The organism is Mycolicibacterium sp. MU0053 (genome assembly GCF_963378095.1).
GTDB lineage: Bacteria > Actinomycetota > Actinomycetes > Mycobacteriales > Mycobacteriaceae > Mycobacterium > Mycobacterium burgundiense.
Genome location: NZ_OY726397.1, coordinates 2,005,793 through 2,025,480, shown reverse-complemented (window position 1 = coordinate 2,025,480; position 19,688 = coordinate 2,005,793). Strand labels below are relative to the sequence as shown.

19 protein-coding genes, 1 pseudogene and 2 riboswitches are annotated in these 19,688 nt (G+C 64.8%); of the genes and pseudogenes, 12 read left to right on the top strand and 8 right to left on the bottom strand.

Going from position 1 to position 19,688, the window contains the following annotated elements:
* The first annotated feature begins 62 nt into the window (after positions 1-62).
* The 8 genes from RCP80_RS09455 to RCP80_RS09420 all read left to right on the top strand — a co-directional run bounded on the left by RCP80_RS09455 (position 63) and on the right by RCP80_RS09420 (position 4,512).
* Entirely contained in the window at positions 63-341 is a 279-nt protein-coding gene (locus tag RCP80_RS09455) for a type II toxin-antitoxin system RelE/ParE family toxin (RefSeq protein ID WP_308482082.1), read from the top strand.
* Positions 326-649, top strand: a complete 324-nt coding sequence (locus RCP80_RS09450; RefSeq protein WP_373693478.1) for a HigA family addiction module antitoxin — start codon at positions 326-328, stop codon at positions 647-649. The genes RCP80_RS09455 and RCP80_RS09450 overlap by 16 nt, the downstream gene beginning before the upstream one ends.
* Positions 650-751: 102 nt before the next feature.
* Positions 752-1,045, top strand: coding sequence for a hypothetical protein (locus RCP80_RS09445; RefSeq protein WP_308482080.1), 294 nt, complete (start codon positions 752-754; stop codon positions 1,043-1,045).
* A complete protein-coding gene (locus tag RCP80_RS09440; protein ID WP_308482079.1) occupies positions 1,038-2,117 on the top strand; it encodes an HNH endonuclease in 1,080 nt (359 codons plus the stop codon). The genes RCP80_RS09445 and RCP80_RS09440 overlap by 8 nt, the downstream gene beginning before the upstream one ends.
* Positions 2,118-2,182: 65 nt before the next feature.
* On the top strand, positions 2,183-2,524 hold the full coding sequence (locus RCP80_RS09435; RefSeq protein ID WP_308482078.1) for a DUF732 domain-containing protein: 342 nt from the start codon (positions 2,183-2,185) through the stop codon (positions 2,522-2,524).
* A 78-nt stretch (positions 2,525-2,602) separates the two neighbouring features.
* Entirely contained in the window at positions 2,603-2,971 is a 369-nt protein-coding gene (locus RCP80_RS09430; RefSeq protein WP_308482077.1) for a hypothetical protein, read from the top strand.
* A gap of 32 nt (positions 2,972-3,003) precedes the next feature.
* Positions 3,004-4,026, top strand: a complete 1,023-nt coding sequence (locus RCP80_RS09425; protein ID WP_308482076.1) for a TIGR03617 family F420-dependent LLM class oxidoreductase — start codon at positions 3,004-3,006, stop codon at positions 4,024-4,026.
* 117 nt (positions 4,027-4,143) lie between these two features.
* A complete protein-coding gene (locus RCP80_RS09420; protein ID WP_308482075.1) occupies positions 4,144-4,512 on the top strand; it encodes a SpoIIAA family protein in 369 nt (122 codons plus the stop codon).
* A gap of 21 nt (positions 4,513-4,533) precedes the next feature.
* Here the strand turns inward: RCP80_RS09420 and RCP80_RS09415 are convergent, their stop codons facing one another.
* Together RCP80_RS09415 and RCP80_RS09410 are read right to left on the bottom strand one after the other, a co-directional pair.
* On the bottom strand, positions 4,534-5,082 hold the full coding sequence (locus RCP80_RS09415; RefSeq protein ID WP_308482074.1) for a class I SAM-dependent methyltransferase: 549 nt from the start codon (positions 5,080-5,082) through the stop codon (positions 4,534-4,536).
* Positions 5,083-5,149: 67 nt separating this feature from the next.
* On the bottom strand, positions 5,150-5,434 hold the full coding sequence (locus RCP80_RS09410; protein ID WP_308482073.1) for a hypothetical protein: 285 nt from the start codon (positions 5,432-5,434) through the stop codon (positions 5,150-5,152).
* A gap of 150 nt (positions 5,435-5,584) precedes the next feature.
* Positions 5,585-5,696, bottom strand: a riboswitch (SAM riboswitch).
* A gap of 207 nt (positions 5,697-5,903) precedes the next feature.
* Positions 5,904-6,014: riboswitch (SAM riboswitch) on the top strand.
* Between the two features lie 308 nt (positions 6,015-6,322).
* On the opposite strand from RCP80_RS09410, the gene RCP80_RS09405 reads away from it, so the two are divergent.
* Entirely contained in the window at positions 6,323-7,327 is a 1,005-nt protein-coding gene (locus tag RCP80_RS09405) for a metallophosphoesterase (RefSeq protein ID WP_308482072.1), read from the top strand.
* Between the two features lie 11 nt (positions 7,328-7,338).
* On the opposite strand, the gene RCP80_RS09400 is transcribed toward RCP80_RS09405, so the two are convergent.
* Positions 7,339-8,004: an NUDIX hydrolase gene (locus tag RCP80_RS09400; protein WP_308482768.1), complete on the bottom strand. Its 666-nt coding sequence runs from the start codon at positions 8,002-8,004 to the stop codon at positions 7,339-7,341.
* Positions 8,005-8,071: 67 nt separating this feature from the next.
* On the opposite strand from RCP80_RS09400, the gene RCP80_RS09395 reads away from it, so the two are divergent.
* From RCP80_RS09395 to RCP80_RS09385, 3 genes are all read left to right on the top strand, one after another.
* Positions 8,072-9,535, top strand: a complete 1,464-nt coding sequence (locus RCP80_RS09395) for an ADP-ribosylglycohydrolase family protein (protein ID WP_308482071.1) — start codon at positions 8,072-8,074, stop codon at positions 9,533-9,535.
* A gap of 300 nt (positions 9,536-9,835) precedes the next feature.
* Positions 9,836-10,153 (top strand): nucleotidyltransferase family protein, encoded by a 318-nt coding sequence (locus tag RCP80_RS09390; RefSeq protein WP_308482070.1) that lies wholly within the window; start codon positions 9,836-9,838, stop codon positions 10,151-10,153.
* Positions 10,150-10,503 (top strand): HepT-like ribonuclease domain-containing protein, encoded by a 354-nt coding sequence (locus RCP80_RS09385; RefSeq protein WP_308482069.1) that lies wholly within the window; start codon positions 10,150-10,152, stop codon positions 10,501-10,503. The genes RCP80_RS09390 and RCP80_RS09385 overlap by 4 nt, the downstream gene beginning before the upstream one ends.
* A gap of 43 nt (positions 10,504-10,546) precedes the next feature.
* On the opposite strand, the gene RCP80_RS09380 is transcribed toward RCP80_RS09385, so the two are convergent.
* The 5 genes and pseudogenes from RCP80_RS09380 to RCP80_RS09360 form a co-directional block, all read right to left on the bottom strand.
* Positions 10,547-13,891, bottom strand: a complete 3,345-nt coding sequence (locus RCP80_RS09380; RefSeq protein ID WP_308482068.1) for a TM0106 family RecB-like putative nuclease — start codon at positions 13,889-13,891, stop codon at positions 10,547-10,549.
* A 130-nt stretch (positions 13,892-14,021) separates the two neighbouring features.
* Positions 14,022-15,167, bottom strand: a complete 1,146-nt coding sequence (locus RCP80_RS09375; protein ID WP_308482067.1) for a hypothetical protein — start codon at positions 15,165-15,167, stop codon at positions 14,022-14,024.
* 323 nt (positions 15,168-15,490) lie between these two features.
* Complete coding sequence (locus tag RCP80_RS09370; RefSeq protein WP_308482066.1) at positions 15,491-16,495, bottom strand: hypothetical protein; 1,005 nt, start codon at positions 16,493-16,495, stop codon at positions 15,491-15,493.
* An 868-nt stretch (positions 16,496-17,363) separates the two neighbouring features.
* A pseudogene (locus RCP80_RS09365) lies at positions 17,364-18,032 on the bottom strand (IS3 family transposase); the annotation flags it as partial.
* Between the two features lie 5 nt (positions 18,033-18,037).
* Positions 18,038-19,675, bottom strand: coding sequence for an IS1634 family transposase (locus RCP80_RS09360; protein ID WP_308482065.1), 1,638 nt, complete (start codon positions 19,673-19,675; stop codon positions 18,038-18,040).
* Between the last annotated feature and the right edge of the window lie 13 nt (positions 19,676-19,688).

The following is a 19,688-nucleotide window of genomic DNA, read 5'->3' as shown; positions in this document are numbered from 1 at the left end:
GGCCTACAGCAACAGCACGCTAACGCTTGCCGTTAGTAACGCATGACGTTACTATTGCTGGCGTGATCCGCTCATTCAAGGACAGCGACACCGAGAAAGTGTGGAACCTGACCTACGTGAAGCGGTTCAGCAACGAGATTGCCAAGAAGGCCCGGGAGAAATTGCAGATCATCGACGCCGCCGAGAGTGTCAACGATTTGCGCGTCCCACCCGGGAACCGGTTGGAGAAGCTCAAAGGCGACCGCGCATCGCAGTACAGCGTCCGGGTCAACGACCAGTGGCGCATCTGCTTCACATGGAATGACGGTGCCGAAGGAGTAGAGATATGCGACTACCACTAACGCGAAGGGAGACGACGATGGCGGACTTCACGCCTACCCACCCGGGGGTGATCCTGCGCAGCGAATTCATGGAACCGCTCGGCATCAGCCAGTACAAGCTAGCCAAGGCCATCGACGTGCCGTTGCCGCGGATCAACGAGATCGTTCATGGGCGGCGTGCCATCACCGCCGACACGGGGTTGCGGTTGGCGCGGGCTTTCGGGATGTCGGACATGTTCTGGATCAACATGCAGTCCCGCTACGACGCCGACGTCGCCAGAGCCGTGATTAAGGGCCAGTTGGAGCGCATCGAAAACATCGTGGCCTGAACGAGACTTCGTAATCCTTTCCAGCCAGGTGCGCTCCTCGAAGCCCCCGCACTCGGTGCGCTTGCGCGCGGCAGCGGCCAGAATGTCGTCGACCGTCTTGCCGTGCAGGGCGACAACCGCGGCAAGAACTTCCAGGACGTCGGCGGCCTCGTCGAGGATCGCCTCTGCGTCGCGGGCCACTCGCAGTTCGGCGATCTCTTCGGAGAGCTTGACCTCGAGTGCCGCGCGGAACTCTACGTCGGAGAGTTGTCGGATGACCGGGCTCCGGCCCGACGCCCGGATGATCGCGGGGATGTTGTCCCGCACGAGTTTGGCCACGATGTCCGTCCCCCTCGCCATAATGCGTTGGTGACTGTCTATCGCAGGGTCCCGACACTGAGCGTGCGGCGTGACTGACCCTGCCGATCCGCTGCTACTCGGGCAGCGCGTCGTCGCGATCCTCGAAGCCGGGTTGCGCACGGCCACCTACAAGCTGGCGACGCTGATGGCGTTGCTCGAGCACTGCGTGGAGAACCTGCCGGCCGATCCCGCCGGCACGCTCGAGGTGCCGATCCCCGACCTGGCCCATCGCGTGCTCAGCATCTACTGGCAGCAGGTGCGGCCCTTCGACGGCCACCAGCTGCGCCAGTCGACCCAGCCCAGAGCGCGGATCCTGGCCGCCACCGCGGCGCTGCGGGATGCGGCCGGAATGCGGCGCGGCGGGTTCTCGGTCGACATCGCGCGCCTGCGTGCACCCGAGGCCTACCAACGTGCCATCGACGACATCGCTTTGTGCCTGGCGCAGCAACCCCTGCATCGGCTGCAGAAACTGCCCGGGGCATCGACCAGCGACGCGTTTCTCTACGACGACTCCTACCTGCACGACAAGGTGAGCCGCTCGACGTTGCGTGACCGCGGGGACGCGATCGTCCTCAAACCTGGTGTGGCGCACGGCCTGGCACGGCTGTCGGGTCTACTGAAGCCGGCGCTGGAGATCATGTGGGTCGACGACGTGCGCCGGATGAACAAGTTCCTCGACGCCGAAGTGCCGGACGTCGCCGGGCACCTGTTCGGCCGTGAGCGCACTGCGATGGCGCTGGTGCGCGAACCTTTCAAGGAAGCCTTTGGGCCGCACTGCTTTTACTGCCGGACCCATCTGCCCGCCAACAATCCGATCGACCATGTCCTGCCGTGGTCATTGGTGGGCATCGACGGCCTCGCCAATCTGGTGTTGGCGTGCGCGCGCTGCAACGGCGACAAGAGCGGTGCGCTGCCCGCGGTGGCGCTCGTCGACCGGGTGCTGGAACGCGACCTGAAGGTGCTCGAAGAGGTGGCCTCGTCGTTGCAGTGGCCCACCCAGCACGCACGAGTAGTCGCCGCGGCGCGTGGGATCTACCTCGGGCAGCCCACCGGGGTGCCGACCTGGGCGGGATACCGGCAACGGGAACGCCTCGACATCAGCTTTCCGCCATGGTGGGTGGGATCGTAGTTGTCCGTGTCTGTCGGTGGCATGGTCTAACTTCCCTTTCGTAAGCGCTATCCGAGGGGGGAATCATGCGCAAACGTGGGGTAATTGCGGCTGTCCTGGCGGTGTGTGGATCGGTGTTGTTCGCCGGTCCGGCCCAGGCCGACCAGTACGACTTCATCTCCGAGCTCGACAGCGCGGGGGTCTGGTACTCGTCGATGGTCGACATGATCGATATCGGCAAGGAGCTCTGCCACGAACTGCGCCAAGGGGTTTCGCCGCCGCTGGTGCTCGGCAAGCTGGGCAATACCGGTTTCGCGCCGGCCGAGGCGGCGATCGTGCTGATGTCAGCGGTGAACACCATGTGCCTGGACGCCAAGCCGACGGTTGTCGGGTGGGCCCGGGATCAGGGCTATACCGGACCGGTGTGAGCGGCGAATCGCCTCTTCGGCAACGGGACTCGATGTCGGTACCTGATGGCATCATGCGGGTCAGGAGGGAGAACCGACATGGGTGGTCAAGGGAATCAGGTCGGCGGATTCGCTGCATTGGTGGGGCTGCTGTTCATCATCGGCGTGATCGTCAAGTACATCTGGTGGATCCTGGGCGCTCTGGCGGTAATCGTCGTCGTCGTCCTCGCCGTCGTGGTCTCGCAGGTGTTGGTCACGCAGTGCGAGAAAGCAGAGGCCGAGCGGAGCCGCCGGGAAGCGCAGCGGAAACGCCGCATTGCGCAGATCGCCGCGCGGGCGGACCGACAGCATGCATGGGTGCTCGACGGTGACAGCCGTGGCACCTACGGGGAGCAGGGCGCGAAGGTCATGCGCTACGTCGAGCGCGGAAACTGGGATGGGTTGCTGCGGAGCATTCAGCGAGCCTAGGGATCACCATCCCGCGGGCGTACGGTGGCAGCGTGCACATCGACGTGATGACGACTCCGCAGCCGCTGGAAAAGATCGGCGATCTCGCCCGACGTACGCAGGCCTTCGGCTTCTCCGGTCTCCTGTTCACCGAGACCGGGCGAACCGCGTATCTCAATGCCGCGGTGGCCTCGCAGTGCGCGCCCGGCCTTGACCTGTTGACCGGTGTCGCGGTGGCGTTTCCGCGCAGTCCGTTCGTCACGGCCGCGACGGCCTGGGAGCTCCAAGAGGCCACGGGCGGGCGGTTCCGGCTCGGTCTCGGCACGCAGGTGCGTACCCATGTGGTGCGGCGATACGGTGCGGCCTTCGACCGGCCCGGTCCCCGACTGCGCGACTACGTGCTCGCTGTGAAGGCGTGTTTCGCCGCGTTCCGGACCGGGACGCTTGATCACCACGGCGAGTTCTACGACCTCGACTTCCTGACGCCCCAGTGGAGCGCGGGCCCCATCGACGCACCCGATCCGAGTGTCGATGTGGCGGCGGTGAATCCGTGGATGCTGCGGATGGCGGGCGAGGTCGCCGACGGGCTGCATGTGCATCCGCTCGGCGAACCCGGATACATTGCGCGTCACGTCGTGCCGAATGTCGCTGCGGGAGCGGCGAAGTCGGGACGATCGCCGTCGGAGGTCGCGGTGATTGTGCCGGTCATGACGATTGTCGGGGATACCGACGAGGAACGGCATAACGAACGTGAGCTTGTGCGGGCCAGCTTGAGCTTTTACGGCAGCACGCCCAACTATGCGTTCATCTGGGATGAGGCCGGGTTCGAAGGGACGACCGCGCGGATCCGCGAGAAGCAGAAGGCCGGCGACTTCGCCGGAATGGCGGACCAGATCACCGACGACCACATCGCGGCGTTCGCCACCGAGTCCACCTGGGACGGTCTGGCCGGCGCCCTCGGCGAGAAGTACGCCGGTGTCGCGACCCGCCTCGTGCTGTACAACGCGGCCAGCGATCTCGAGCGTTTCGAACGCTACGGCGCGGTCGCGCGGGCGATGTCTGCAGTGCCCGATTAAAGCTGGCGTTCCGTCGTCGGCCGGCCCGGGCCGCCCGCCCGTCACTCCCGTACCGTGGCCGGTGGTCCGGTAGCGAGCGTAGGGTGGATTTCGGGCACTGCACAGGGGGGTTATGCCGTGATCGAGATGATGACTGACACGCCCGAGGGCGTGACCGGGATTCGCGTCTCGGGCACAGTCACGGGCGAGGAACTGCGCGCATTTGAACCGCAGATGCGCCAGCTGCTGGACACCGATGAGATCAGGTTCGTCGAGGTCATCGATCCGGACTACGAAGGCTTCGGCCGCGGCGGGCTGGCCGAGGACATCCGGATGGGCTTCGGTGTGCTCTTCAAACACCACTCCGCATTCAAGCGGATGGCGATCGTCACCGACACGGACTGGATTGTGCACGCGCTACACGTGCTGGCGTGGATGGTTCCCGGCGAGCTCAAGATATTCGGTCTCGGCGAGCTGGAGCAGGCGAAGGAGTGGGCCGCGGGCTGAGGGCGCCTCCACGGCCGTTGCTCAGGTCTTTCTGGCCAGCATCCACGCCTCGCCCTGACGTTCGTCGGCGGCGATCGTCTCCAGTGTGGCGAAGGAGGCCGTCAACTCCCCCGGCGCCGCCCGGAAGCGCCCCGGTTCGGCGCCGACCGCGCTCAGCCAGCTGATCGCCAGCAGCCCGCCGGGGGCCAACCGGTCGATGATCGCCTGATCGAGGCGACGGTCCCGGAACCGTTGGCAGACAATGACGTCCGTGGGTGGACCGGCCGGAAGCCCGGCGTCGAGGTCGACGACTTCGAATCGGCAACGATCGCCAACGTCGCTGCGCGCAGCGAGCTCTCGGGCCTGGTCGATGGCGATCGTCGAGACGTCGACGCCCCATACGTCGAGGCCGCGACGGGCCAGCCACACGCTGGTCACGCCCGGTCCGCACGCCAGGTCCAGGGCGTGCCCCTCAGTGGGGAACACGTCTTCAAAGTGGGCGAACGCCGGCGGCGGACCCACCGATTCCATGGACGGTGCCGGGCGCTCCCGGTAGCGCTCGTCCCAGCGGGTGCGGTCCTGGTCAGTCATTGCGACTCACCCGTGCGGTGCGCCCGTCGCCCGCTCTTCGGCGAAGCGAGGCCCGGTGCAGACACAGCTATGTGCCGTCAGCCGGACAACCGTCACCAACACCGGATGCCTTTTCGTATCGCGCCGCAATCTGCAAGGGAGCAGATGCGTTCACGGTGCGCAGTTTGGCATTCCTGATCTCCTGTTCGACCCAGGTATCTTCCACGGCGCGCTGCAATTTAGAACGACGATGAGCTTCGGCGGCCGCGTAGGAACCGTGGCGCGCGATTTGATCAGCCGTTCGGGAGTAGTGCGACGCATGCCACTGCCGGGGAGGCTGTGGCTCGCCAATCCAGCCACGCTCTGCGCTCATGACAACCTCTTCTGCCGAGGACGGTCGCCCCGTCCCGCCTGCCTGGGCCGCTCCAGTCGCCGCGGACACTGCGCACGCACGTTGCGCCTGATGACTTGATCAATCGACCGGAACATAATCCGCCCTCCCTGCCCGGGAGTCTCCACCACGGAGACACTCTTGCCCGCACCAAACGGTTTAGGCCGCTTCGTCATCCGAGCCACCCACCAGCGTGGGGTTGGCGTACCGTCCAGTCGGAGCTTGGCGACGGCAACTCGTGAAGCAATCGTCATGGTACAGGGCTCGGGCCACACAGCAGCCGTGATGGCGGCGGTCTAGCGTGCGACCTGATCTCATCACCATTCTCCATCCCCTGCCGTGAGTACACCGGTGATCTGAACCGAGAGGTTTCGTTGCGTAAGCGAAGAATGCGCACCCCATCAAGACCTTTCGGCCTTGCCTGTCAGACCGCCAAGTTATAGTCGGGGTGCGTCATGAGATGCCGTACCAAGCTCCGACTAAGCGGCACGCCAACCCCACGCTCGCGGGTGGCTCGGATGACGACGCGGCCCACGCCAACCGGTGAGGGCAAGAGCGCCTCTCCTGGCAGAGGCACGAAACTCGGGGAATATCGCGATGTCTCAAGCGAAGGACTGCGCCTCTATTGGCCCTGGGCACCGCAAGCAATGGCTCCAGGCATTGAAGGTGCACCTCGGCGTGGCCGCCCAGAGACGTCGGGACGAAGCGCGGGTGGAAGACCGACATCGTCTGCGCGCCAAGGTGTTCGGATTGGACCTCAGTGATACCCGGGACGTGTGAGATTCGACCGCATGTCGTTTCTGATGCGGACCGCGGTAACACGAAGTCCCAGTCTGCTCTATCCGAACCCCATTGAGAGGATCACACAAGATGAACGTTCAGCGAATCGAAGGCTACGACATCATCGGCGACGTCCACGGATGCGCCACCAAGCTCGAGGAACTACTCACCGAACTCGGCTACATGGCCGAGCCCGCAGCCGCATACCGCCATCCCAGTCGGCAGGCGATCTTCGTCGGCGACCTGATCGATCGCGGCGACGAACAGTTGCGCGTGCTCGAGGTGGTCAAGGCCATGGTCGATGCGGACAGCGCCCGGATCGTCATGGGCAATCACGAGTTCAACGCCCTCGCCTATGACACCGAATGGCCGCCCGGCAGCGGGAAGTACCTACGCCCACACGATGACCCGGACGACGAAAGGTCGGAGAAGAACGCGAAACAGCACAAGGCCTTCCTCGACCAGGTCACCGGCATTGACCGGCAGCGATACCTGCAGTGGTTCAAGACGATTCCGCTCTGGCTGGATCTCGGTGGCCTGCGGGTCGTCCACGCCTGCTGGCACGCGGACTCCATCGCAGTGGTCGAGCACCACTGCGGATCGAATACCCCGTTCGCCCACATCGACCATCTGGTGGCGGCCAGCACCGAGCACCATCCGCTGTACCGTGCGGTCGAGACGCTGCTGAAGGGCCCCGAGATCAGTCTGGTCAACCATGGGCAGCTCCCCTACCACGACAAAGACGGCACGCCGCGCGACAACGCCCGAATACAATGGTGGAACAACGGCGGCCGCACCCTGCGCGACATCGCCGAAATGGCAGGCAATTTCACCACCGCGGCCGGCGAGCCCTACCCGCCGCTGCCCGACCTGGAACTGCGGAGCGACACCCGGTCCTTCGTCTATACCGACGAAATCCCGGTGGTCTACGGTCATTACTGGCGGCAGGCGCCTCCGAAACACCGGCACGACTGGACGGACTACACCGCGTGCGTCGACTTCAGCGCGGTGAAAGACGGCGCGCTGACCGCCTACCGCTGGTCGGGCGAGAGCACAATTCAGCGCGAACACTCCGTGACTTCAGGCGGATGGTGAGCCGCGGCCGTTCATGACTCGAGGTTGACCCGTCGCCGGAACAACTCCGCGGGGCGTCCTCGCCCGCCCGCCGTGGTGGCGCCGGTCGCGACGAGTTGGGACTCCATCGAACGCCGGAACGTGTCACGTTGCAGCGCGGACCCCGCGACGCCCTCGTGGACCAACCGAAGGTCGCGCAGGGTGAATTCCTCGCCGAGCAGACGGTCGGGATCCGGCGACGCTTCGTAGCGGGTGCGCACGTCCTCGACGGACAGCGCGATGATGTCGGCGTGGTCGTAGATCAGTCGGCCCGGTGCATGCACGGGGACCAGTCGGGTGGTGGCGACGAGGCGGCTGGTTAGCCGATCTGGCGGGACGACGGCGACGTGCGCCACCGACAACACCCAGCCACGATCGTCGCGCTCTGGGTCATCGAAGACGTGGAGTTGGCGGGGGCATAACCCGGTCACGTTGGCTTTGTCCGCCAGTGCCCGAGCGACGGCGTCGGCCAGGGTCTCGCCGGCGTGCAGGAAGGTGCCCGGCAGCGCCCAACCTCGACCTCCTGTCCGCCTGACCTGCAGGACCGACAACCCGACCGCAGGATCGACGGTGAGCACAGCCGCGTCGACGGCAACCGAGGGTCTTGGGTAGTCCCCCAGGGTGCGTCCGCTGCTGTCTCTGTGGTTCTTGTTGTCCATGTCAGTGCCCCAGCGTACAGTCCATCTCATTTAGCGCACTTTTGCGCAAATTGAACTGGGGGTGGAGATGGCATCACTGAATGACCGGGTCGAGGGCGTGCTGTTGGGGACCGCGGCGGGGGACGCGCTGGGCGCGCCGTACGAGTTCCAGCCGCCGCGAGGGCCCGAGTTGCCGGTAGAGATGGCCGGGGGTGGGCCGTGGGAGCCGAGTGAATGGACCGACGACACCGCCATGGCGATTGCCATCGCCGAGGTCGCCGCTACGGGAGCGGACCTACGCGAGTCGACGGCGCAGGACGCCATCGTGGCTCGCTGGCACGAGTGGTCTTTGGGCGCCAAGGATGTCGGCATCCAGACGCGGTCCGTTCTGGCCACAGCTGCCCGCGAGGGGCGCATCTCGGCGGCCCACGCGCGCACCGCGGCGGCGACGCTGCACGAGCGCACCGGTCGCACCGCCGGCAATGGTTCGCTGATGCGGACCGCGCCGGTGGCGTTGGCTTATCTTGATGACGAGCACGCCCTGGTGGCGGCCGCCCGGGCGATCAGCGAGCTCACCCATTTCGATCCCGATGCAGGCGATGCCACGGTGTTGTGGTGCTGCGCGATCCGTCATGCGGTGCTGACCACGGAGTTGGATGTCCGAATCGGGTTGCGCCACATCGGTGGTGACCGCCGAGAGGTCTGGTCGACACGGATCGAACAGGCAGAAGTGTCTCGTCCCTCCGATTTCGCCAACAACGGATGGGTGGTCGCGGCGCTGCAAGCTGCCTGGTCGGCGATTGCCACCACCGTGGCCGGGCCCGGAACCGACCGGGCCGAGCATCTTCGGCGCGGCCTCGACGCGGCGGTGCGGGCCGGCAATGACACCGATACGGTCGCGGCGATCGCGGGCGGTCTGCTCGGTGCGGCCTACGGTGCGTCGGCCGTGCCGCTGGAGTGGCGCCACCTGCTGCACGGCTGGCCGGATCTGACTGCGCGCGGACTGGTGGGGCTGGCGACCGCCATCCACCGCAAGGGCCGCCCCGCCAAGGGACCGACGTATCCGGGTTCGCGGATCAACACGCTCACTCCTCACCCGTACGATCCGGACGTTCTGCTCGGCGGTGTCGGGGCGCTGCGTCGACTGCCGGCCGAAGTGGACGCGGTGGTCTCACTGTGCCGCGTGGCCGACGCCGACGTGCCCGCTGGGATGCCGCACGTCGAGGTGCGGTTGATCGACAAGACCGATCCCGACGAGAACCCGCACCTGGATTTCGTCCTGCTCGATACCGTGCGCGCAATCGAAACCCTTCGGGCTCAAGGGCGCACGGTGTTGGTGCATTGCGCCGAGGCCTACAGCCGTACCCCCACCACCGCGGCGCTATATGGTGCGCGGTTGCGCGCGGTCGGCGCGGACGAGGCGTTGCGGGACGTGCTCGCGGCGCTACCCAACGCGAATCCGAATCCGGCGTTTCGGGAAGCGTTGCAGCGCTTGGGAGAGGCACTGCAATCACCACCGCAGCCCGCGGATGCCGGCAGGCGAGATGCCTGATCGAGACACCGAAAGCGAACTGACCTGGCGCGGCGTGCTCGACCCCGGTCAATTGTCCGATCGCCTTGTTGCGACCGCGCCCGTCTTGCGGACCCCGGACGCACCGCGTACGACGTCTGCCTGGAGAAGGAAGCGGCCGGTACCCGCACGGCGGGACGCTGGCCGACGAAGGGTTTTGTGCAAAGCGCGGATCGCCATTTCGTCTCGCACGGACGCCCTGATTATCTACGGTGTCGCCCATGGTCATCATCTCTTCGTAATCAACATCGCCCGACCAGGCATCGCCGGTAGAATAGCTGGATGACCAGTGCGTACAGCAGGCGAGCGCTGGAGACGGTTCAGCGGCATCGGGAAGCGATTTGTGCCGTCCTCACGAAGTATGGCGCGAGCAATCCGAGGCTGTTCGGATCGGTAGCACAAGGCAATGCCGGGCCAGACAGCGATGTCGACATCTTGCTCGACCTTTCCGATGTAGGACCCGGCAGTCGACTGGCGCGTTTGTCTGGCATCCGTCTCGAACTCGAAGAGCTTCTACAGATGCGCATTGACGTTGCCGACGAGCGCCTCCTCAAGGCCGGAGTGTCCGAGACTGCGCGTCAGCAGGCAATTGCGCTGTGAGTAGATCGCCCCGGGACCGCCTGCGCGACATACACGCGGCCATCGGCAAGGTCAATGAATTCCGTCGGTCACTTGACGACCCGCATTCCGATATGGCGTTGTCAGTAGTGCTTCGGGAGATTGGCATCGTCGGAGAGGCAGTGAATGCGCTGCCGGCCAGCGTGACTTCCAGACGTCCCGAGATCCCGTGGCGCCAGATCGCGGCTATGCGAAACTTTCTGATACACGAATACTTTGACATCGACGCCACAATCGTGGACGACGTGATTGCCAACGACATGGATCCCCTGAGTGTGGCGGTGACTGCACTGCTCGCAGAGGAAGACACCACAGACGATCGGCAGAGTTAGCCGCTGATCTTCACTCGACACGCATTGCCAGGCCATGGGGTAGTCACGGCTCAGCAGCCTCGACGAACGCATTGAGCGTGGCGACCAGCCGCATGTCCTCGACCGTGCGGGCCCGGGTGTCCAGCAGCGCATCAGTACAGACGAGGTAGGCCAGGCAGCGGGCCCGGCTGACGGCGACGTTGAGCCGGTTGCGGGAGAACAGGAAGTCCACTCCCCTGGTGATGTCCTCGCCGCTGGAGGCGGCCATGCTGAAGAACACCACCGCCGCTTCGCGGCCCTGGAACTTGTCGACGGTGCCCACGGGGACGTCAACCAGGGCCGGATCCTTGGCGAGTCGGGCCTTGATGGCGTTGACCTGAAGGTTGTATGGGGCGACCACCATGAAATCGCTTGGCTGCAACGGGTTGGTCTCACCCTGTTGGTTGGTCCAGGGCGTGCCGATCAGCCGGGATAGCTCCTCGGCAATCGCGTCGGCTTCCTGCACCGACCAGGTGCGATTGCCCTCGTGATCGACTCTCAGCCAGCGCAGCCCGGTCCCCGCGACGGTCGTCTGCTGCTTGCAGTCCTCGAAGCTGTGCAGGCGCCCGTCGTAGATCTGGCTTGAGATGAATGCGCAGACATCGGGTTGCATCCGTCGGGTCTCCTGCAGAAAGACCCCGCGGTCCGCGGGCAGTAGCACGTCGTCGCCCACGATGTGGTCCAGGACGCTGCGACCGGAGATGCCGGGGTGGCTGGCCCCGGCCACCTGCGGCAGCTGCAGCGGATCGCCCAGCAGTACCAAGTTGTGTGCCGCACCGGAGGCCGCCAAAGCGTCGGCCAGCGCCAACTGGCCGGCTTCATCGATCAGCAACACGTCCACGGGGGCGTCGCGCATCGCGTCGTTGGAAAACAGCCAGGTGGTGCCGGCCACCACGTTGTACTCGTCGCGGGCGCACTTGTTGTTGTCGCCGTACGTGACGCCGGGGAGCCGCGCCACCGAACTGGTGCCCGCGTTGCACACCGCCTTTAGCAGGTGGAGTTCGCCGGTTTGGGTGAACGCCTCCACCACGCCCTCAAGCAGGTTGGCGATCGCGTAATGGCTGACCGCGGTGATCCCCACGCGCTGACCGGCTCGTACTAGCGCGCGGATCGATCGTGCGCCACGGTAGGTCTTTCCGGTGCCGGGAGGGCCTTGCACCGCCACGACGCTGTGGTCCAAGTGGGTGACCCACTCGGTCATGTCATCAAGGTCGTCGATGAACTCCGTGCGGGCCCGGTCGGTGAAGCGTGGCAGTTCGCGCCGCAGCAGGGCCAGCGTCACGGGGTTGGGTGCGCGGCCATCCAAGAGGTCTTCCGCGAAGTCTTGCAGTGCCTCGGGTTTGGGCTTTGCGGCGACCCAATCATGCAACACCGCCGCCCGCGGCTGGCCGCCAATCTCCTGCAGATCCACGTTCCACAGCAGGTCGAGGGCCCGTGCGTCGCGGTCCAACTTGTCGATACTGGCGGACCGCCACTCTCCGGTGGGGACGGCGATCATGACCGACCCACCGCTACTGGGAAATCGCTCGAGATCCTGTGCCGGAAAGCTGAACCGCATCGCCGGCAACAGGGCCTTGCCAGCCTTACTGGTGCGCTCGATACGTTCGACGAGGCTCAAGTCGGCGATGGTCTCGGGATCGTCTAGGAGGTCGAGGGGGTCGGCGGCCAGCTTGACCTTCTTGGGCGCAACATAGGCGAACCACTCGTCGCGCCAATAGCACAGCAGATCACCGAGATTGTGTTCGTCTGTGCCCGGTTCGAATTCGTGCAGCCGCGCGACGCATTCGTCGAGCTCCGGAATGCCGGGGTCGGGCTCGATGACGGCGGCGCGCCAGGGCAGCTCGGGTGGGCGGTGCTCAATCAACCAGTCCCGTAAGGCCATGGTGGCCCGGACGTCGTCCTCGTTGTAGGCGGCGATGGCATCGAGGTCGGCCTGGTTGGGCTCGGCCATGTACTGCTCGTACTGGACGACGGCTCCGGCACCCTGATCGATCTCGTGGCCGCGTTCGAAGTCGGTCAACCGCTCCAGGTGCTTCAACCCGTAGGACTCGGTGCCGACTTGAATGCTGTTGCGCGCCACCAGCAGCAGGTCGACAAACGCACCGGTGTCGATCAGCTCGGCCAGCGGGACCTCCGCGACGCCATGGGTTTCAGCCATCCGCTGCAGGGCCGAGCGTTCGGTGTGGTTGTAGTGGTAGACGTGCATGCCTGGGTGCTGCTCGCGCCGGTGAGTGAGGTAGTCGACGAGGGATTTGACTGCGGCGGCCTCCTGGGCCAGGTCGTGCGCCCACCAGTACCGGTACTGCCACTGCCCACTCGAATCCCTTTCAATGAGTCCGATCAGGAAGAACAGCCCGGTGTCGGCACGCCAGAACGGGTGGCCCTCGAAGTCGAGGAACACGTCGCCGGCGTCAGGTTCGGGGAGCGACTCGAATCCGTGGCCCCAAGGCGGTTCTCCTTCTTCGATCAGCTGAAACGGCGGCCGATTCGGCGCCTGTTCACGGGCGGTCAACTGCAGCGCCGCCTGTCCCCGCAGGCGGGTCAGGCGTTCAGGTGCCAGATTCTCGACCGGGTCCTGGTTGGTGGCCAGGGCAGCCAGGGTGGCGATGTCGGCATCGACCAGTGCCGTCACGTCGGGCTTGCGGATGCCGGCCACGTAGGTCAGTGAATCGACTTGGCGCCAGTATGTTTCGCAGGTCGGGTGAAACTTACAGAACTCGCAATGCGCGCACGGCTCAGCGACGGTACCGCCGGCCGGTCCCCCGGCCAGCGCCACCGCGAGGTGCTTCTGCAGCCGGCGCCAGTAGGGCTGGAAGTCACGGACTCGTAGCGTCTCCATGCGCCCGGAGCCCAGCCAGATGTGCATGTGTTCGGGGCGTCGGCCGGTCAACGCCTCGATGGCGTCGGCGTAGAAGCACAGCTGCAGCACGTGGCCGGGCTTGGCTTCAGTGCGGGTGAGCTTGGCGTCGACGGGTTCGTAGCTCACCTCGCCGGTATCGGGGTCCTGTACGCGCACCACAAAGTCGGCGACACCGCGAATACCGTTGTGGATGAACGGCATCTGATAGACGACGTCGTAGTCGTCGAGCGGGTTACCAGTGCCGGCCACCCAGGACGAGAAGATTTGGCCCTTGGCTTTCTCCGGAACTTCTAGGATGGTCTTGCCTTGGCGCCGGTACTCGTCCAGGCAGTCCTGCTCGTGCGCGAGGCCCTTGTTCAGCAATAGCTCGGCGAACGAGCCGAAGGTGAAGTCGGGTCTCGGCAGGGTGCCGTCGTCGACCCGGGCGCATAACGCCAGGTAGTGCGGGCAGTCCAGCCAGGCCGTCACCTTCGACGGGGTGAGCAGGCGCCCCGGCGCGGATGCTGTCATCAGTACGGCTCCCGGCACGAGACGCTGCCTGCGTGGCCCAACGATCTAATGTCCATATCCCCCCAGCTTTCCTACGGTTGGCACCCTAGCAGCGGGCTGTGACACCGAGGCCTACGCTGATGTCACGCGTTCACGCGGACCACTCGACCCTTGCCAGCACCTCCCGCCTATAACCCGGGCCCAATTCGTCGATGACCGCAAGCGCTTGTGCAGTCAGTTCGTCCCGAATCCCGCTCTTCGCGTGTACGAACGGGACGAACTCGGGCAGAAGTTCAGGAGCGTCCAACACACTCCCCACCGAAAGGTGCTCGTCGTAGGGCCCCGAGCCGCCCAGGGCTTGTTCGATGCGCGCGACACTCCATCGCAATGGATCCCCGTTGCCGGTTTCCAGGAGTTCTAGCAGCAACTCCTGATGCTCGTAGTCCTGGAACTGCGCACCCTGGCTGGAGGCGAAGAACTCGGCACACAACTCCAAGGTCGGCCGATAACCCCAGACCGGTGGCCGGTAAGGCTCGCCGAATTCGGGCAGATGTCCGATCAACCACCGGACCAGGGGCTGAACACCTGGCCAGGAGCCAATTTCCCTCGTTATCACCGGCTGGTCGAGACCCTGTTCGATCCACGCTCTCGCATCGGCGAGGCTCATCTCTACGATGCTGGTATCGGGATCGTTGCTGCGTTCGGCCAGTTCGACAAGCACGTTGTCGGTCGAATCCGACACCAAGCCTGCGTCTTTGACCTCTGACAGCATGTTGTGGTCGATGAAGACGGCACACGTCAGTTCGTGCCCGTCTACAAGGCGAACACCGATCAGGAGTTCGTCGCCGTCACCAAGCACGTGCGTGATGCGGGCGGCGCGGTAGACCTCGATGTGCGTCAGCTCGATGATCCAACGCGGCAGTCGGTGGCTGCGCGCGGCTACCTCCAGTCGACAGCGAGTCCGTAGGTTCTCGTCGTCGACCAGGAGTTCGGCGAGCACCGCGAGCACGGCGGTGCTGTTCGGGACCCATTGAGCGATGAGTCCGGCCACGGTCGCATCGAGGCTCGGCGGCTCCCCTCGGTCACCGGTTCTCAGCCACGCGAACGGGTCCGGTCGCGTCGCCTGGATCAGCTCGCTCGTCAGAACCAGCAGGTCGCGCGGACCCCACGTCACACCTGTCGGCGGCGCCGGGTCGGCGATACGCGGTTCGGCAAGCGCTTCTGGATTGCGCTTCTTTCGGCGTCGCTCTTCTCGTCGCGTTTGTTTTGCCTTGCGTCGTCGACGTCCGTCACTCATGCCGCGGACGGTACTCGCGACCGACGACAATTCGCGGCCTTGAATGCAACGACCGGGCGAGGGCCGTCACCGCGGTGATGTTATAGGCGGCGATATACGCCAAAAACGTTGATTTGTGCGTCGACAACGAACTGATCTGCGACGCCGAAGGATCCAGCTTCGCCGCGCACGGCACCTACACCAAGTCCGGGATGACCAAGCGGGTCGCAATCTTCACGGCGAATAAGCTCATGGCCATCTGGGCCGCTGATGCCGCGGCCGAGACAGGCGCAGCAGCACGCAGAAGTTTGGCGGTCCTGAGCGGGAGCCACCGCGGAACTCCTTCAGGAGACGGAGAGGTGCACGTCCACTGGATAGCCGTTATGCAGCGCCGCCAACGAAGGTTCAGGGGTCAGCACGACGACTGTGTCCGGCTCGACATCCGCGAGCGCGACGGAGTCGACGTACCCGTGGGGCGCCCAACGGTGCAGGGCACCACGCCACACCAGCCGGTAGTCCGCAGCCCCCAACGCGACAAACGTCCCGTCGGGAAGGGACCCGACAGACACGTGAGCGTATGACGACTTCCGTGCCGCGTTCAGCAGCTGGTCGAGTTCCTGGGCTCCCCTCACAGCGTGAGTGTGTTGCACTGCCGCCATGTATGTTTGGTAGCAATCTCGGCGGCAGGTCTGGCATGGACGATGGCCGGCAGCCAACGCGACCGCCTCATCGAGAAAGAACAGCTTCGTCCGCGGCGCCTTCAGAACTCGGTCGACGTAGAGCTCGCACACCAGCCATCTGCGAGGATCGGCTCTGTTGCCCATGTAGGCACCACGTGCCGGCGTGGAGAAGATGGTGCCGTCCGGCGACACCCGGTTGCACTGAGGCACACGCGTAGCAGTGTGTTCTGGCCGGAACTCAACACTCGAATCAGCCTGGTGCACAGCATCGTTTGCGAACGCTTGATCCGCCACCGGCGCGCCGAGCTTGAGTTCAGCGGTACGTGGCTGTCCACCGGCGAACACGTCGTGGAAGTGTTCCATCAGCCGATAGCGTTCTGCGACAGCGTCATCGAAACTGAAGAACGGCATGGTGTCCCACTTGCTCCGGCCCTGCGGAGAGGGAGTTACAGCGAAGTTCGCTAGCCGCCAGTCCACGATTGCAGAACCCGGCTTTTCGACAGTCTGGACCACCCCCAGTGCATGAACTCTCCCCTGCTGCAGTTCGGAGTCCCACGACGCGACGACCAGGCCGTCCCGATCGGAGAGCTTGGCGACAAGCCCCGCTGGCGAGGTGAGTACCGGAATATCTGCAATGCCCGCCGTAGCGAGACCGCTCGGTGGAGCCATGCGCCAAAATTTATTCCTGATTGACGGCATCGCATCCCCTTAAGTCACCAAATCAGTCCGAGTCCCGAACTGCGCGGAGCTTAGATCAACCCGGTGACATTCCGCGGCCGATCACCGTTGTCCGCCCATGTCCGCGCTACTGCACCGGCAAGCGCGTCGAAACGGACGCAGCGATGCCGGGTGTTCACCCAGGCACAGCGGTCCGAGCCTATGGCCGACTAAGCTCTGGAAGGGCCTCTCGTCCAACGGGTACCGGCTGGAACCACATCTAGCGACAGAATGAGGAGGTACATCGGTGCCGCAGGGCAAAGATGGCAACAAGATCTCGATGCCGGATGCATTCGATGCATGGCATCCTCACGCTGTCGCGATGCTGACGGAAACGGCTAAGCGCTACAACGGCTTCGTCACGTACGCGCAGCTCGCCAAGTTTGTCCAGACCCAGGCAGGCGTTACGCACAGGGGCCTCGTGATGAACTGGATCGGCGATGTACTCGGTCGGGTAATCGTCGCATGCACCGAGAACGGGTGGCCGCAACTGACATCGTTGTGTGTGACCTCAGACGGCACAGTGGGCTCTGGTTACAAGTTCGCGCTCGCCGCGGCTGAGCGTGCGACCTCGAATGGGACGAACAATGCTGTGATGCACAGCCTGGACGATCTTGATGTTCATGCCGCCAAGACACGGCTCGAGTGCTACCGGTTCTTCGGTGCTGAGCTTCCGCCAGACGGCGGGAAACCGACACTTACACCCAAGGCACAGGCCGCGAAGGATTACAAGAAAGCCCAAGCCAAGCGCGAGGTACCACTGACAATGTGCGCCCGATGCAACTGAGGGGGACCCGTTTGGTGGTCCAGTCGCTATGCGGGCTTGGGGTTGGTGGGTCGTGGTCCACTGTAGGGCGAACTCGGCGGGGCTGAGTCCGCGATGGGCTGAATGCGGTCGGTTGGCGTTGTAGTCGATCCTCCAATCTTCGATAATCACTTGGGCTTCCAGGAGTGAGTCGAAGCGCCAGGAGTTGAGCAGCTCGTCGCGCAGGCGACCGTTGAACGATTCGATCCAGGCGTTTTGCCAGGGTGATCCAGGGTCGATGAACAGCGAGCCGGTGCCGTTGAACCGGCACCAGTCGTTGACCGCGTGAGCGATGAACTCGGGCCCGTTGTCGAACCGCACGTAGTGTGGTGCTCCGTGCTGGCCGGCCAGTTGGTCGAGGACGTCGACGACGCCGTCGGCGTTGATGGCCCGGTCGACGTGGACCGCCAGGGCTTCGCGGGTGAACTCGTCGATCACGTTGAGCATCTTCAAGGTGCGCCCATCGGCGGTGGTGTCGAACTGAAAGTCCATCGCCCAGATCACGTTCGGCCGGATCGGCGACATCGCCCCGACCGCGGTCCCGATCCCGGTTAGCCGCTTCTTCCTGCGGCGCTGCGGCACTCGTAGACCTTCGTCGCGCCACAGTCGGCGGACGCGCTTGTTGTTGACCGCCCAGCCGGCCTTGCGGGCCATCACCGCGGCTCGTCGCCTGAGTTTGGACATTTCGCTTAGTACCCAGGGTTGAAGCCAAGATCGGACAGGATTTTGTGCTCGATGTCGGGAATTGCTGGCGGGAAGGTCTGGGTGGCACCGTTGATGGTGATGGTGGCGCTGCGCAGCGGCCGAAGCTTCTTGACGACCCTGGCGATCGACAGTCCGGTGCGTGACTGGGTGGCGTGGGAGACGGCCAGGGCGGCGAACACGATGGTCAGGTGGGCTTCGATGGCATCGCGCATGCGGTTGAACATGGGCCGCGCGTCGAGGTCTGTTTTGGACATTCGGAACGACTTCTCGACGTGCCAGAGGTCGTGGTACTTCGCGATGATCTCGGCTGCCGGCATGACCGTTGCTGGCACATTGGTTACGTAGCCTTTGAGTCCGACCAGTGATTGGGCGCGGGCCAGGCTGGTTTCGTCGACGACGCGGTCGTGGCCACGGACTTTCACTAATCGTGCTGCCTTGGCTGCTTTGCTTCCGTCGACGATCGCCCGGGCTCGAGCTTCCTGGGCGGCGAGGGTTTTCTCGTCGCGGCGCGCGCGTTTGGCTGAGTAGGACCAGATCGCACGCCATGCACCAGTGCTGCTCTCGGGGTCCCAGACCGGCTCGGCCCGAAGCTTGGTGTTGTTGACCGTGGTGTTGCCGTGCCGCGGTGTCACGGTATCGATAATTTGACCGTCGGTGAAAACATCACCGTGCCAATGGAAATGGGACTCCAGATCACCGGGCGCCTTGGTGACGCGGGAGCCGACGATGAACGACAGCTCGTGCTCATCGAGCGCGGCGAGGTTGGTCTGCGAGAGCATCCCCGCGTCGGCGGCCACCACCATCGGCGTGCCCTTGAGGTCGTGGCGTTCCAAAAAGCCAGTGATAATCGGCACGATGGTGGTGGTTTCGGCGGTGTTTCCTTCGAAACAGCCGATTTCCAAAGGGAATCCGGTCCGGTCCACCAGCAGGCCGACCACAATTTGAGGATCGACACGGCGTTCCTTCGAATACCCAACCTTGCGCAGGGAGTCCTCGGTTTCGGCTTCGAAATACAGTGTGGTCACGTCGTACAAAATCAGCGACAGCCCGCCGCAGTCAGAGGCGTAGGCGAAGCATTTCGCGGCGATAGCGTCGCGATGTCCGCCGGCATGGATCTTGCGGACATGGCGGTCAATGGTCTTGTAGGACACCAGTTGGGCGCCGAGATCAGCCAGCACCCGCGATGCGTCGAGCTTGCTGGTCGGCTCGACGATCCGTGCGATCACCAGATCCCGGAACACCGCATCGGCAACAGTATCGAACCCGAGCCAGTCATAGACGTGGCCCAGGACGTCATAAAGCAGTCGTGAGCTGGCCCCGACCGTGCGCCCGGGCGGCACCACCGGCGCTGCGACCGTTGACTTGTGCCCTTCGGCGATCAACGCCTGCTCACGGAAATCGGCCACATCGACCATCGACTGGGCCCGCGCTGCCACCTCGAAATCCAGCGCCACCTGGCCACCGAGCACCATCGCCCTGGCCTGCTCCAGCAGAATGCCCAGTTCAGCATCGGTATGCGCCGAACCCAGATGCGCCAGGATCAGCACCCGACCCTGGTCTTTGCGCGCTACCTGCACCGCCACCGCGCCCGAGGCAGTGCGCACTTTCCGCACGTACGCCACCGCACGAACCTAC